Source organism: Streptomyces rimosus subsp. rimosus (assembly GCF_000720725.1).
In the GTDB taxonomy this organism is placed as follows: domain Bacteria; phylum Actinomycetota; class Actinomycetes; order Streptomycetales; family Streptomycetaceae; genus Streptomyces; species Streptomyces rimosus_A.
In genome coordinates this window covers 20,031-34,239 of the sequence record NZ_JOCQ01000047.1, presented here as the reverse complement: position 1 = coordinate 34,239, position 14,209 = coordinate 20,031, and the positions used below count along the sequence as shown (strand labels likewise).

11 protein-coding genes are annotated in these 14,209 nt (G+C 72.1%); 7 read left to right on the top strand and 4 right to left on the bottom strand.

What is annotated here, in order from left to right:
• Positions 1-57 precede the first annotated feature (57 nt).
• The 4 genes from IH45_RS0123770 (at position 58) to IH45_RS0123755 (ending at position 6,201) form a co-directional block, all read left to right on the top strand.
• A complete protein-coding gene (locus tag IH45_RS0123770) occupies positions 58-582 on the top strand; it encodes a PadR family transcriptional regulator (RefSeq protein WP_003982738.1) in 525 nt (174 codons plus the stop codon).
• Complete coding sequence (locus tag IH45_RS0123765) at positions 579-1,268, top strand: ABC transporter ATP-binding protein (RefSeq protein ID WP_030671939.1); 690 nt, start codon at positions 579-581, stop codon at positions 1,266-1,268. Before IH45_RS0123770 ends, IH45_RS0123765 begins: the two co-directional genes overlap by 4 nt.
• Positions 1,269-1,329: 61 nt before the next feature.
• The gene (locus tag IH45_RS0123760) at positions 1,330-3,774 is read left to right on the top strand and encodes an ABC transporter permease (RefSeq protein WP_030671937.1); all 2,445 of its coding nucleotides are present in this window, start codon (positions 1,330-1,332) and stop codon (positions 3,772-3,774) included.
• Between the two features lie 6 nt (positions 3,775-3,780).
• Positions 3,781-6,201, top strand: a complete 2,421-nt coding sequence (locus IH45_RS0123755) for an FtsX-like permease family protein (protein WP_030671935.1) — start codon at positions 3,781-3,783, stop codon at positions 6,199-6,201.
• A gap of 89 nt (positions 6,202-6,290) precedes the next feature.
• Here the strand turns inward: IH45_RS0123755 and IH45_RS0123750 are convergent, their stop codons facing one another.
• Together IH45_RS0123750 and IH45_RS0123745 are read right to left on the bottom strand one after the other, a co-directional pair.
• Positions 6,291-7,247, bottom strand: coding sequence for a LysR substrate-binding domain-containing protein (locus IH45_RS0123750; RefSeq protein WP_078897737.1), 957 nt, complete (start codon positions 7,245-7,247; stop codon positions 6,291-6,293).
• Between the two features lie 656 nt (positions 7,248-7,903).
• Positions 7,904-8,245 carry a histone-like nucleoid-structuring protein Lsr2 gene (locus IH45_RS0123745; RefSeq protein WP_003982743.1) on the bottom strand — a complete coding sequence of 114 codons (342 nt, stop codon included), beginning with the start codon at positions 8,243-8,245 and terminating at the stop codon, positions 7,904-7,906.
• Positions 8,246-8,594: 349 nt separating this feature from the next.
• Here IH45_RS0123745 and IH45_RS0123740 point away from each other — a divergent pair, with 349 nt between their 5' ends.
• The 3 genes from IH45_RS0123740 (at position 8,595) to IH45_RS0123730 (ending at position 11,569) form a co-directional block, all read left to right on the top strand.
• On the top strand, positions 8,595-9,149 hold the full coding sequence (locus IH45_RS0123740) for a peroxiredoxin (protein ID WP_003982744.1): 555 nt from the start codon (positions 8,595-8,597) through the stop codon (positions 9,147-9,149).
• Positions 9,150-9,187: 38 nt separating this feature from the next.
• The gene (locus IH45_RS0123735; RefSeq protein ID WP_030671930.1) at positions 9,188-9,721 is read left to right on the top strand and encodes an alkyl hydroperoxide reductase; all 534 of its coding nucleotides are present in this window, start codon (positions 9,188-9,190) and stop codon (positions 9,719-9,721) included.
• 129 nt (positions 9,722-9,850) lie between these two features.
• Positions 9,851-11,569: an alpha/beta hydrolase gene (locus tag IH45_RS0123730; protein ID WP_050515120.1), complete on the top strand. Its 1,719-nt coding sequence runs from the start codon at positions 9,851-9,853 to the stop codon at positions 11,567-11,569.
• A 43-nt stretch (positions 11,570-11,612) separates the two neighbouring features.
• Here the strand turns inward: IH45_RS0123730 and IH45_RS0123725 are convergent, their stop codons facing one another.
• Complete coding sequence (locus IH45_RS0123725) at positions 11,613-13,067, bottom strand: AI-2E family transporter (protein WP_030671923.1); 1,455 nt, start codon at positions 13,065-13,067, stop codon at positions 11,613-11,615.
• Positions 13,068-13,217: 150 nt separating this feature from the next.
• On the bottom strand, positions 13,218-13,922 hold the full coding sequence (locus tag IH45_RS0123720) for an aggregation-promoting factor C-terminal-like domain-containing protein (RefSeq protein ID WP_030671920.1): 705 nt from the start codon (positions 13,920-13,922) through the stop codon (positions 13,218-13,220).
• Between the last annotated feature and the right edge of the window lie 287 nt (positions 13,923-14,209).

The following is a 14,209-nucleotide window of genomic DNA, read 5'->3' as shown; positions in this document are numbered from 1 at the left end:
AGCGCTATGCACGACGCGTATACACCACGGCTGTAGCGACGAAGTAAGGTGGTCGGCATGTCAATCGGTCATACGCTGCTGGGCCTCCTGGAGTCCGGCCCCCGCCATGGCTACGACCTGAAGCGGGCGTTCGACGAGCACTTCGGCCACGACCGTCCGCTGCACTACGGACAGGTCTACTCGACCATGTCCCGGCTGTTGAAGAACGGCCTCGTCGAGGTGGACGGCGTCGAGGCGGGCGCGGGTCCCGAGCGCAAGCGCTACGCCATCACGGACGCCGGCGTCACCGACGTAGCCCAGTGGCTGGCCCGGCCCGAGAAGCCCGAGCCGTACCTCCAGTCGACGCTGTACACGAAGGTGGTGCTGGCCCTCCTCACCGGCCGGGACGCCGCCGAGCTGCTGGACACCCAGCGCACCGAGCACCTGCGGCTGATGCGCGGCCTGACCGAGCGCAAGCGCAAGGGCGACCTCGCCGACCAGCTCATCTGCGACCACGCCCTGTTCCACCTGGAGGCCGATCTGCGCTGGCTGGAGCTGACGGCCGCGCGCCTGGACAAGCTGGCCGCGGTGATCGGCTCGTGACGCCCGCGGGCTCGCTGCTGGCCGCCGAGGGGCTGCACAAGGCGTTCGGACGGACCACCGCGCTGGACGGGGTGGACTTCTCCATCCACCCGGGCGAGGTCGTCGCCGTCCTGGGCCCCTCCGGCTCCGGCAAATCGACCCTGCTGCACTGCCTGGCGGGCATCGTCCTGCCGGACTCCGGCACGGTCCGCTACGGCGACCACGACGTGACGGGGATGAACGACGCGCAGCGCAGCGCGCTGCGGCGCTCCGACTTCGGCTTCGTCTTCCAGTTCGGCCAGCTGGTCCCCGAGCTGACCTGCCTGGAGAACGTGGCACTGCCGCTGCGCCTGAACGGCGTCAAGCGCAAGGAAGCGCAGCGGCACGCCCGCGAGTGGCTGGAACGCCTGGAGGTCGAGGACACCGCGGGCAGCCGGCCCGGCGAGGTCTCCGGCGGCCAGGGCCAGCGGGTCGCGGTCGCCCGCGCGCTCGCCGCCCGCCCCCGCGTGATCTTCGCCGACGAGCCCACCGGCGCGCTGGACTCGCTCAACGGCGAACGCGTGATGACGCTGCTGACCGACGCGGCCCGCGACACCAACGCGGCCGTCGTGCTGGTCACCCACGAGGCCCGGGTCGCCGCCTACTCCGACCGCGAGATCGTCGTCCGCGACGGCAAGGTGAAGGACATGCTGGCGGGCCTGCTATGAGCCCGTCCGACGCCCACCCGCCCTCCGCTCCCGGCAGCGCCCCGATCGGCAGCGCCTCCGGATGACGTTGCTCGGCCCCCGTACCAACGGCGGACCCGCCGGACGCGGCGCCCCGTCCCGCGAAGCCGCCGGACCCGCGCTCCCGGCCCTGCCCGGCTCCCCGCCCGCGGGCCCCGCCGCCTGGCTCCGCGACCTCGTGATGGGCCTGCGCTTCGCCGCGAGCGGCGGCCGCGAAGGCTGGATCCGTACGGCTCTGACCGCCGTCGGCGTGGGTCTCGGCGTCGCCGTCCTGTTCCTCGGCGCATCCGTGCCCTCCCTGCTCGACTCCTGGCACGGCCGGGAGAAGGCGCGCGAGAGCCTGGGGCAGGAGCACCCGCCGCGGCCCGCCGACAACACGCTGCTGTACGCCCGTGCCGACACCCGCTTCCACCACCAGGACATCCGCGGCCGGCTGGTACGGCCCGACGGCGCCCACCCGCCGAAGCCGCCGGGCGTCGCCGAACTCCCGCGCCCGGGAACCATGCTGGTCTCCCCCGCCCTCAAGGCGCTGCTGGACTCGTCCGACGGCAGGGCGCTGCGCGAACGGCTCCCGTACCGAGTGGTGGGCACCATCGGCGACGACGGGCTGCAAGGACCGGCCGAACTGACCTACCTCGCGGGCAGTTCCGCGCTGACCGAACGGCTCGGCGGCAGCCGCATCGACCACTTCGGGATGGAGTTCGTCCAGCGCCCGATGCGGGCCCCGGCGGTGGTGCTGGTCATCATGACGTGCGTGGCGCTGCTGACGCCGGTCGTGGTGTTCATCGGCACGTCCGTACGGTTCGGCAACGAGCGCCGCGAACAGCGGCTCGCCGCGCTGCGCCTGGTCGGCGCGGACGTCCGCACGACCCGCCGGATCGCCGCCGGCGAGGCGCTGCTCGGCTCACTGGCCGGGCTGGTGCTGGGCGCCGGGTTCTTCCTCGGCGGGCGGCAGCTGGCCTCGGTGGTGACGCTGTGGGACATCAACGTCTTCCCGTCGGACATCGTGCCGGACCCGCTGCTGGCCGCGCTGGTCGCGGTGCTGGTGCCGGCCGCGGCCGTGCTGGTGACGCTGTTCGCGCAGCGCGGGGTGACGGTCGAGCCGCTGGGCGTCATCCGTAACCGGCCGCCCGTGCGGCGGCGCCTGTGGTGGCGGCCGCTGGTGCCGCTGACCGGCGCCGGGCTGCTGCTGACGGTCTCGCGGGACGTCGGCCGGGCGGACAGCCCGCTCAACACGGTCTGGCTGGCCACCGGCGCGACGCTGCTGCTGCTCGGCGTCACGGCGCTGCTGCCGTGGCTGGTCGACGCGGTGGTCCGGCGGCTGCGCGGCGGCCCGGTGCCCTGGCAGCTGGCCACCCGCCGCCTCCAGCTGAACAGCGGCGCCGCCACCCGCGCGGTCGCCGGCATCACCGTCGCGGTCGCCGGGGCCATCGCCGTCCACATGACCTTCACCGGCATGCAGGCCGGTTTCGCCGGGGCCCACGCCCGTAGCAGCCCGGTGGTCGAGATGACCGGGCGGACCGACGGCTGGGCACAGGTCCGGCACGCGCTCACGCTGCTGCGCGGCACCGAGGGGGTCCGTACCGCAGGCGGCACGATCGACTCGGCCGTCGCGGCGGCCGACGACCGTGGCCGGTACATGGACGGCAGCGACTTCCGGGTGGCGGACAGTGTGTACGCCACCGTCGGCGACTGCGACCGACTGGCCCGGATCGCCGACCTCGGCTCCTGCCGGGACGGCGATGTCTTCTTCACCGACAACCTGGAGGACCGCGCCTTCGTACGGCCGGGCGCCCGGCTCAACCTCGATCCGCCCGAGGGCATCGGCCCCGTCCGCCCGCCGCAGCCGTGGACGCTGCCCGCCACGGCGCGCGCCGTCCGGGCGAAGGCCGACGACGACGGTCTGCCCGTCCACAGCATTCTGATCACCCCGTCCGCGGTGGACGTCGGCCGGATGCACCAGCCCCTCATGAACCTGAGCGTCCGCTACGACCCGCGCACGCCGGATGCGGTGGAGCACATCCGTACCACCGCCATGCGGATCAACCCGACGCTGGGCGTGGTCGCACGGGCCGAGAACCGGCACGACGGGCAGTACGACAGCCTGCGCGCCGGCCTGTTCATCGGCGCGGTGGTCACCCTGCTGCTGATCGGCGCGGGCCTGGTGGTCTCCACCGTGGAGCAGCTGTACGAGCACCGGCGCCTGCTGTCGGTGCTGGACGCGTTCGGCACCCGCCGCACCACGCTCGGCTGGTCGGTCCTGTGGCAGACCGCGATCCCCGTCGTGCTGGGCCTGCTGCTCGCCGTCGGCGGCGGGCTGGCGCTGGGCATCCTGCTGCTGTCGCTGATCGACAGTGCGGTGTTCGTGGACTGGCCGGTGGTGGCGGGCATGGCGGGCGCAGGGGCGGCGGTGATCCTGCTGGTGACGGTGGTCAGCCTGCCGCCGCTGTGGCGGATGATGCGGCCGGACGGCCTACGGACGGAGTGAACGCAGGTGGAGAAGTCCCGACGGCACCTGGTCCGGCGCTGGTGCCGTGACCTCGCCATGGGCGTACGGTTCGCGGTCGGCGGGGGCCGGGAGGGCTGGGTCCGTACGGCACTGACCGCGCTCGGCGTGGGGCTGGGGGTCGCGGTTCTGCTGGCGGCCGCGGCCGTCCCGCACGTGGTGGGCGCGGCGGTCGCACGCGACAACGCCCGCTCCGACCGGCTGACCGAGGACGCCCGTCCCGACGCCCACTCGCTGCTGGTCGCCGAGACCCACGCCCCCTATCGCGAGCAGCCCGTCCGCGGCCGGCTGGTGCAGCCCGACGGCGAACGGCCCGCCGTGCCGCCCGGCGTGGCCCGCCTGCCGCGGCCCGGCGAGATGGTGGCCTCACCGGCCCTCGCCGCGCTGCTGGCCTCCCCGGACGGCACGCTGCTGCGCGACCGCTTCCACGGCATCCGCGTCGTGGGGAAGATCGAGGACGAAGGGCTGGCCGGGCCGGGCGAACTGGCGTACTACCAGGGCACGGACCGGCTCACCGACATCGGTGCCGGCGTCACCCGGGTGCACGCCTTCGGCAGCGGCTTCCACGCACATGAGTCCGGAGAAACCTCCAAGCAACCGGAGTTGCTGCTGGCCGTCCTCGTCGGGTGCGCCGCGCTGCTCTCTCCGGTGGCCGTCTTCATCGCGGTGGCCGTGCGGTTCGGCGCAGAGCGCCGGGACCGGCGGCTGGCGGCGCTGCGGCTGGTGGGCACCGACCGCGCCACGACCCGGCGGATCGCGGCCGGCGAGGCCCTGGCCGGATCACTGCTCGGCCTGCTCACCGGCACCGCCCTCTTCCTCGCGGCCCGCTACCCGATCGCGCGGATACAGATGCTGAACCTCGGGATCTTCCCTTCCGACGTGGTACCGGACGCCCGGCTGGCCACCCTCGTCGCCCTCGCCGTGCCGGTCTGTTCGGTCGGCGTCGCCCTGTTCACGATGCGCCGGGTCACGGTCGAACCGCTCGGCGTGACCCGCTCCGCACCGGCGGTCCGGCGCCGTCTGTGGTGGCGGCTGCTGCTGCCCGCCGCGGGCACCGCGCTGCTGTGGCCGATGGCGTTCGGCGACGCGGCGCTGGTGGGCAACAAGGCCGGTGCCCAGGTGGTCGTGGGCACCTCGCTGCTCCTGCTGGGGGTGGCGGCGGTGCTGCCGTGGCTGCTGGACGCGGTGGTCTCCCGGTTCGGCGGGGGCGGCATACCGTCCTGGCAACTGGCCGTACGGCGGCTCCAGCTGAGCACGACCGCGGCGGCGCGCTCGGTCAGCGGCATCACCGTGGCGGTCGCCGGAGCCGTCGCGGTGCAACTGCTGCTGGCGGGCGTACAGTCCACCGACGTGCCCCTTCCGCACCGGCCGTCCGACAGAAACCAGGTGCAGGTCGCCTCCTGGCACGGGCAGCGGCTCGATAGCCCGTCCCCCGGCATGTTCCAGCGGCTGCGGGACACCACCGGCGTGCGGGACGCCCACGGTGTGCTGTTCGACGGCGCGGGGCCGGTGCCGTCCGGCAAGCCCGGCTTGGCGGAAGCGACCGACCCGGAGCCCTACTCGCTGGCCGTCGGCGACTGCGACGCACTGCGCAGGCTGGCCCGGATCGACCGGTGCGCCGACGGAGACGTGTTCCTCAGCCGGGGCAGCGGGGCTCCGGAGGACCCCACCGGACCTGACCCCGAAGCACCACGGCTCCCCGCTCCCGGCACCCGGCTGGCCGTCTCCCCGGGCTACGGCTCGAACGCCGTCCGCCACCCTGCCGTCTGGACGCTTCCGCCCACCGCACGCACCGTCTCCCCGCGCGCCAACTTCTTCTCCCTCGGCAGCACCAAGATCCTGGCCACCCCCGGCGCCCTGGACCCCGCGCTGCTGCGGTCCCCGGTCGCCGAGGCCGAGGTCCATCTCGACCCGGGCCGCCCGGACGCGGTCGAGCACGTACGCAACACAGCGGCGCGGATCGATCCACTGCTGCACGTGACGGCGCCGGGGGCCGGCCTGGGATCAGACAGCGTGTACGACACCGTCAGCTCAGCGCTCCAAGCAGGCGCGGTGGGCGTGCTCTGCGTCATCGGCGCCGGGCTGCTCATCTCCGTACTGGAACAACTCCGGGAGCGCAGGCGGCTGTTGTCCGCACTCGATGCCTTCGGCACGCCGCGCGGCACGCTCGGCCGGTCGGTGCTGTGGCAGACCGCCGTCCCCGTCGTCCTCGGGCTGGCGCTGGCGGTCGGCTGCGGTCTGGGCCTCGGTCTCCTGCTGCTGCACCTGGTCGGCAAGCCGGTGCTGCCGGACTGGTTCGGGATCGCCGCCCTCACCGGTTCAGCCGGGGCGGTGATCCTCGCGGTGACCGCGCTCAGCCTGCCGCTGCTGTGGCGGCTGATGCGGCCGGACGGGCTGCGTACGGAATAGGGGGTGCCGGAGTGGGGGCGCGCGGGTCCGTCACGTACGGGTGCAACAGCGGCCCGTACGGACGGAGCCGCGCCCCTCACTCCCCACCCTCACTCCACGATCCGCACCGGAAGGCCCCGCATCGCCTCGCGCAGCGCCGCCGCGAACTCCTCGAACTCGCTCTGGCGTGCCGCGCCGGACCGCATCGCCAGGGCGATCCGGCGGGAGGGCGCCGGGTCGGCGAAATAGCCGGTCGTCAGCTGGTCGTTGCGGGCGGTCTCGACGCGCAGCGCGGTGCGCGGCAGGAGTGTGACGCCCAGGCCGCCCGCGACCAGCTGCACCAGGGTGGACAGTCCGGCCGCGCTGGTCGTCACCGGAGCGCCGTCCTCGCGGCCCGCCTCCCGGCAGATGTCCAGCGCCTGATCGCGCAGGCAGTGGCCTTCGTCCAGCAGCAGCAGGTCCATGTCCTTGAGGGCCTCGCGCGGGATGTCGCCGCGCCCGCCCAGCCAGTGGTCCTGGGGCGCGACCAGGACGAAGTCCTCGTCGAAGAGCGGCAGTTCGGTGACCGTCGGGGCGCCCAGCGGGACCGCGAGCAGCAGCAGGTCCAGCCGGCCCTGCTGGAGGCCGTCCAGCAGCGAGCCGGTCTGCTCCTCGTGGACCTGGAGATCCAGGTCCGGGTACCGGTCGTGGACCAGCCGCAGCACGGTCGGGAGCAGGTACGGGGCGACGGTCGGGATCACCCCGAGCCGCAGCACGCCGGTGAACGGCGCGCGGGCCGCCTCCGCCTCCTCCATGAGGTCACCGACCGCTTCCAGGACCGTACGGGCCCGGGCCGCGACCCGCTCCCCGGCCGGCGAGAGCAGCACCTTGCGGGTGGTCCGCTCCAGCAGCTGTACACCGAGGGCCTCCTCCAGCGCGGACACGGCGCCGGACAGCGCGGGCTGGCTCATGCCGATCTCGGCCGCGGCCTCGCGGAAGTGCAGGTGTTCGGCCACCGCGACAAAGGCCCGCAGCTGCGCCAGACTGGGCTGCCGCGGCCGGGTCCCGGCATGCGTGGGGGACGCCACCGATAGCCACCTCCGATCAGGACCGTCCAGTCTAATGGCGTCCGGGCACGCGCCACGGCTCGGAGATTTCCGGGGCGGGTTCCGGCGGGCGGGCCGCCGGGCAATTGCCACGGCGGGTTACCGGCCGGTTTCGGAGCCGGTTTCGGGGCCGGTTTCGCGGCCGGGTTCGGGCCGCCGGGTTTGGGCCGGGTTTCGGGGCCGCCGCCCGCGGGCGTCCACCGGGACGGCCGCGGACCGCGCATTCCGGTGGCCGGGATTCTCCGTCGCCCTATTCCGCCGTTCTGCCGCCGGGTCGCCGGATCGTCGACTCACCGGCTCTTCGGCTCGTCCGCTCGTCGGCTCCGGGATTGGCGCCCGGCCGTCGCGGGCCGGATTCTCCGCACACGGGCGGCGCGCATTTTGCGGGTGCGGCAGCCCACGCGCCACACGAGCACCTCGTAACCGGGCCGTCGCGAAAACGGACCTCCCGGTAGGTACCGTTCACGAAACGTACGGTGCCGGATTTCCCACGGCCGCAATCAACCGCAATTCGGGCGGCGGCAGCCGTCGCCGATTCCCCGGCGCACCGGCTGCCACCAGCACCTTTCAACAGGCCGCGCCCCGGACAGCAGCGAAAGGGGCCACGGCCGCGGCATCGTCGCCGATGCCGCGAGGTCCTACTTGTTGGCGTTCTGGTACGCCTCACGGATTTCGGCCGACACGCGACCGCGCTCGTTCACCTCATAGCCGTTCTCCTTGGCCCAGGCGCGGATCTTCGCGGTCTCGCCCGAACCCGACGCGGAGCCGCTCTTGCGCGCCCCGGCACTCGTCTTCATACGACCGGTACGGCGGCCGGCCTTCAGGAACGGGCCGATCGCCTCCAGCAGCTTGTCGTAGCTGTCCGGCGCGAGGTCGACCTCGTAAGCAATACCGTCGACCGCGAGAGAGTGCGTGGCGACCTCCGAGGATTCTTCCCCGGTGAGGTCATCCGTGTAAATAGTGACGATCTTCTGTGCCATGCGGGTGATTGTACGTCTCATGGCCCGTGATGGGGCGAAGCTTTGGCGAGGTGCACGATCCGGGGAACATCGTTTCGGAGATAGCCGGTGGATTCCCCGGATTCCCGTCCCTTTTCGACCGATCCGGCATTGTTGTGCACGAGCCTGCCCACCTCGGAACACCTCACCCCCAGCCCGGCCCGTCCGTCACCCCCGTCACCCTTCTCTCCGCGCGACTGATAGCCAGCACCGATCAACGCATCATGATCTGGCTATTTCACTGATCAATGGGGCCTGTGGCAGTGTAGGGAACCGTCCAACCCCTCGCGTAAGCCCTGAATCAGGACTTACGGCACACGAAGGAGAGCCTGTGCTCACTGTCGGTGACAAGTTCCCCGAGTTCGATCTGACCGCCTGCGTCTCCCTGGAGAAGGGCAGCGAGTTCGAGCAGATCAACCACAAGACCTACGAGGGCAAGTGGAAGATCGTCTTCGCGTGGCCCAAGGACTTCACCTTCGTCTGCCCCACGGAGATCGCCGCCTTCGGCAAGCTGAACGACGAGTTCGCCGACCGTGACGCCCAGATCCTCGGCTTCTCCGGTGACTCCGAGTTCGTGCACCACGCCTGGCGCAAGGACCACCCGGACCTGACCGACCTGCCCTTCCCGATGCTGGCCGACTCCAAGCACGAGCTGATGCGCGCGCTCGGCATCGAGGGCGAGGACGGCTTCGCGCAGCGCGCCGTCTTCATCGTGGACCAGAACAACGAGATCCAGTTCACCATGGTGACCGCCGGCTCCGTCGGCCGTAACCCCAAGGAGGTCCTGCGGGTCCTGGACGCCCTGCAGACCGACGAGCTGTGCCCCTGCAACTGGAGCAAGGGTGACGAGACCCTCGACCCGGTCGCGCTGCTCGCGGGCGAGTGAACTGCGGCGAACAGCACCACGGGAAAGGCTGATCTGACATGGCTCTCGACGAGCTGAAGTCCGCGATCCCGGACTTCGCCAAGGACCTGAAGCTGAACCTCGGCTCGGTCATCGGCAACAGCGAGCTGCCCAAGCAGCAGCTCTGGGGCACCGTTCTGGCCTGCGCGATCGCCTCGCGCTCGCCGAAGGTGCTGCGTGAGCTGGAGCCGGAGGCCAAGGCCAACCTCTCCGACGAGGCGTACGGCGCGGCCAAGTCCGCCGCCGCCATCATGGCGATGAACAACGTGTTCTACCGGACCCGGCACCTGCTGTCGGACCCGGAGTACGGCACGATGCGCGCCGGCCTGCGGATGAACGTCATCGGCAACCCGGGCGTGGAGAAGGTCGACTTCGAGCTGTGGTCGCTGGCCGTCTCGGCCATCAACGGCTGCGGCATGTGCCTGGACTCGCACGAGCAGGTGCTGCGCAAGGCCGGCGTGGACCGCGAGACGATCCTTGAGGCCATCAAGATCGCCTCCGTCCTCCAGGCCGTCGGCGCCACCCTCGACGCCGAGGCCACCCTCGCCGAGTAGGTGAACCGGAGGTGCCCGGCGGGCACCGGCCGGATACGACCCGGTATACCCCGGCGAGATCCGGCATGACCCGGTAAGTCAAAGCCCCGCGGACCGTGCGTCCGCGGGGCTTTGCGCATAATGGGAAAAATGTCCGCGCTGCTGCACCTTCCCGTCCGGTGGCTCAAGCGCCCCTACTGGGACGCGCCCGGCCCCTCCTGGGTCGTCCGCCGCTGGCCCGACCTCACCGCCTGCTGCGTCGCGGCTCTCTTCTTCTGGCTCTCCCTCACCCCGTCGCTGCTCCCCCGCCCGTGGTACCTCCAGGGCCTGATCGGCGGCATCACGGCCGCCATCGGCTACGCCCTCGGAGCCGCCGCGAGCAGCCTCTTCCGCGCGCTGTGCCGGCACCGCCCCGGCGAACGCGCCCGCGCCCGCTGCTGGCTGGCCTTCTACGCCCTCGGCATCGTGCTGTCCACGGCGGCCGTCTCCTGGAGCGCCCACGCGCAGCGCCGCCTCCGCCGCCTCCAGGAGGTCGAGCCCTCGCTGGTCTGGCACACCCCGATGATCATCCTGATCGCGGTGGCGGTCTGTGCGCTGCTGGTGCTGCTGGCCCGGTGCGTACGGCTGGTGGCCCGCCGGCTCGCCCGGTTCTTCGGCCGCTGGGTGCCGCGCCCGGCGGCGTACGTGATCGGCGTGGCGCTGACCGCCCTCCTGGTCACCGTCGGCTCCAAGGACGTCCTGTACGAACGCGGCTTCATCGACATCGTCGACCGGATCTCCAAGGCCGCGAACCTGAGCACCGCCGACGGCATCACCCAGCCCGCCTCCGCGTACGTCTCCGGCGGTCCCACCTCCGTGGTCGACTGGGACGAACTGGGCGCCGAAGGCCGTAATTTCATCGGCTCGGTGCCCCGCAAGCAGGACATCGCCGCCTTCACCGGCCGCCCCGCCAAGGACCCGGTACGGGTCTACGTCGGCGAACAGGAGGGCGGCGACGCGCACTTCCGGCGCACCGCCGACCTCGCCGTACAGGAGCTGGAGCGCACCGGCGGCTTCGACCGCAAGGTGCTGGCGCTGCTGGGCACCACGGGCAGCGGGTGGGTGGACCCGCGGATGCCGGAGCCGTTGGAGTACATGTACGGCGGCGACTCCGCGATCGTGGCGACCCAGTACTCGTACCTGCCGTCCTGGATCTCCTTCCTCGTCGACAAGGAGAAGGCGGCACGGGACGCCCGCGCGGTGTTCGACGCGGTGTACGCCAAATGGTCCGCGCTGCCCGTCGACGACCGGCCGAAGCTGGTCGTCGGCGGCGAGAGCCTGGGCACCTACGCGACCGAGGCGGCGTTCGACGGCCTGGACGACATGCTCGGCAAGGTGGACGGCGCCCTGCTGGCCGGGCCGCCGAACGTCAGCCCCATCCGGAAGGAAGTGACCGCCGGACGCGATCCCGGCAGCCCGGTGTGGCGGCCGGAGTACGACCGGGGGCGGCACGTCCGCTTCGCCCAGTACCCGGAGCGGGATCTCAAGCGTCCGGACGGGCCGTGGGAGCACCCCCGGGTGGTCTATCTCCAGAACGCCTCCGACCCGGTGGTGTGGTGGACGCCCGACCTGCTCTGGCACCGGCCCGCCTGGCTGGACCGGCCGCTCGGCCCGGACGTCACCGACGAGATGCGCTTCTGGCCCGTCATCACCTTCTGGCAGACGACCGTCGACCTGGCGGTGTCCTTCGGCGCGCCGCCACCGCACGGACACCGCTACGGCACCGGCGCGGTCGACGGCTGGGCGGCGGTCGTCCCGCCGCCGGGCTGGACCGATCGGGACACGGCCCGGCTGCGGGCTCACGAGGGTGCGAAGGACGCGCCGTACTGAGCCGGGCCCCGAACACTGAACCGAGCCCCGGACCGGGCTCCGTTCAGTCCTGCGGGTCGGATCCCTTAGGCGGCGTCGGCGCGAGGCCCAGGGCCGTGGCGCCGTGCGGGGGCGGTGTCATGCGCAGGGCCTGTTCGCGGGAGTACGAGCGGAGGTAGCCGACGACGGTGTTGGTGACCGCGACCATCGGCACCGCGACCACCGCGCCGCCGATGCCGGCGACCAGGCCGCCCGCGGCCACCGACAGGATGACGGCGAGCGGGTGGACCCGTACCGCGCGGCCCAGGATGAACGGCTGGAGGATGTGACCCTCGATCTGCTGCACCGCCAGCACGACCGCCAGCACCATCAGCGCCGCGAAGACGCCCTGCGTCACCAGCGCGACCACGCACGCCAGCGCGCCCGAGACCACCGCGCCCACCAGCGGGATGAACGCGAACAGGAAGATGAAGACGGCGAGCGGCACGGCCAGCGGCACATCGAGGAAGTAGATGCCGATGCCGATGAAGATGGCGTCGATCAGCGCCACTATCACCGTCCCGCGCACATACGCGGTCAGCGTGCGCCAGGCGCGCGGCCCGGCGCCCGCCACGCCCTCGCGCGCCGCGCTCGGCACCAGCCTGAGCACCCAGTTCCAGATGCGCCGGCCGTCGTACAGCAGGAAGAGCGTGGTGAACATCGCCAGCAGGATGCCGGTGAGCACCTCCAGGACGACGGTCACGCCCTCCAGACCGGCCGAGGTGATGGCCTGTGTGTTGGCGCCGACCGCGTCCTGGAGGTTCTTGGCGATGTGGTTGATCTGGTCCTCGGTCACATGGAACGGACTCTTGAGGAGCCAGCCCTTCAGCTCGGTGATGCCTTCCTGGATACGGCTGGACACCGAGTCGATGTTGTCCTGGACCTGCCAGACGACGAACCAGCCGACCAGGCCCATGATGACGAAACCGGCGATGAAGGTCAGGGCGGTGGCGAGCCCCCGCGGCACGCCCCGGCGCTTGAGCCAGGCGACGGTGGGCTGGAGCAGCGCGGTGATCAGCAGCGCGGCCACGAACGCCAGTACGACCAGCTGGATGGAGGTGATGACCTTGGCCAGCACCCAGATCGTCCCGGCCAGGACCAGCAGCCGCCACCCGGCCTCCGCGGCGACCCGTACACCCCAGGGCACGGCGGCCACCGGGTCGGGGCGGGGCGCGACGGCGGGCGCGTAGGCCGGCGGGGCGGGGACCGAGTTCGGCGGCTGCGATGCGTCCTCCGGCGCGCCGGGCGCCCGGCCGTCGGGCAGCCCGGCGGCGTGCGGGCCGGGAGCCGGGCCGTCGGACGCGCCGTATGCGTCGTCCTGCGGTGCCCGGGAACCGTCCGCGTGCCCCGCACGCCTCAGCTCTTCCGGGTCGCTCTCTGCGGCGGCGGCCTCCGCGCGTCGGCGCTGATCCTCCAGCCGCTGCGCGATCCGCGTCAGACCGGCGCCGAGGCCACCGACCCACTGAGGCAATCTGGACATGTCGCTTCCTCTTCCCCTCCCGCCCCCCGGTGCTGTCAGGACGACGTTACCGGTGACAGGCGCACGAAACCCCCGACGCCGTCGCGGTCGGGGGTTTCGCGTACGAAGCGGAGCGGCGACCACCCTACGCGGGGGCCGCCGCACACGTGCCTAGTACCAGTGGTTCTTCTGCCAGAAGCCCCAGGCACCGCACGGGCTGTTGTAGCGGCTGTTCATGTAGTTCAGCCCCCACTTGATCTGGGTGGCCGGGTTGGTCCGCCAGTCGGAGCCGGCGGAGGCCATCTTGGTGCCGGGCAGCGCCTGGACGAGGCCGTAGGCGCCGGAGGAGGCGTTGGTGGCGCGGTAGTTCCAGCCGGACTCGTGGTCCACGATGTTGCTGAAGCACTGGAACTGGTCGGCCGGCAGCATCTGCCGGGCGATGGCCTGCGTCTCGGCTATCGAGTACGACGCCTTGGCGGTGAAGGTGGACGCGTCGCGCGTGGCGGATCGGGAAGCTTCTTCCTTCTCCTTCTCGCGCTTCTTGGCGTCCTCCTCGGCCTTCGCCTTCTTGTCGGCGGCGTCCTTCTTGTCCTGCGCGTCCTGGGCCGCCGCCTTGCGGGCCGCCTCCTGCGCGGACTTCAGGGCCGCTGCGTCCGCCTGCGTGGACGCCTCGTCCGCCTGGTGTGTCAGGGACGCGGTCTGCACCTGGGCCTGCTGGCCCGCGGGTATATCGGCGATCGTGGTGTCGGCCGCGGCGGCCTCGGTGTGGGCGACCGAGCCCTGCTCCTGGCCTGACGCGACACCGACAACGGCGCCGACGGTGGTGACCGCGGTGGCGGAGGCCACGGCGAATCCCCGGACCGAAATCCGGCTCACACGCTTTCCTTCCAGCATCGTCCGCATAGGTGACCTCGCGGACGCAATCGTGCCCCTGGCGCTGGTCTCCCCTTGTTCCGGCCCCGATCGAGCGGAGGGGACGGCTGGTCACGGGAGGCACTGACCCGGTACGTCCCCCTCGGGGTCCGCGTGGTGCTCGGGCGGCATACGGCGCGCTATGCAGTTCTCGGGGTTCCGCACCGCTGGGGGTGCTGGTGTGCCGTATGCGGGGCCTGACAGGAACCAGACTTTGCCCGAAGCGGACTCGTCGAATCAATTCTCCGTTG

Excerpts from the sequence above, each read along its gene's own strand:
- IH45_RS0123770 (WP_003982738.1), top strand. The coding sequence starts at position 58 with ATGTCAATCGGTCATACGCTGCTGGGCCTCCTGGAGTCCGGCCCCCGC.
- IH45_RS0123760 (WP_030671937.1), top strand. The coding sequence starts at position 1,330 with ATGACGTTGCTCGGCCCCCGTACCAACGGCGGACCCGCCGGACGCGGC.
- IH45_RS0123745 (WP_003982743.1), bottom strand. The coding sequence starts at position 8,245 with ATGGCACAGAAGATCGTCACTATTTACACGGATGACCTCACCGGGGAA.
- IH45_RS0123735 (WP_030671930.1), top strand. The coding sequence starts at position 9,188 with ATGGCTCTCGACGAGCTGAAGTCCGCGATCCCGGACTTCGCCAAGGAC.
- IH45_RS0123730 (WP_050515120.1), top strand. The coding sequence starts at position 9,851 with ATGTCCGCGCTGCTGCACCTTCCCGTCCGGTGGCTCAAGCGCCCCTAC.
- IH45_RS0123725 (WP_030671923.1), bottom strand. The coding sequence starts at position 13,067 with ATGTCCAGATTGCCTCAGTGGGTCGGTGGCCTCGGCGCCGGTCTGACG.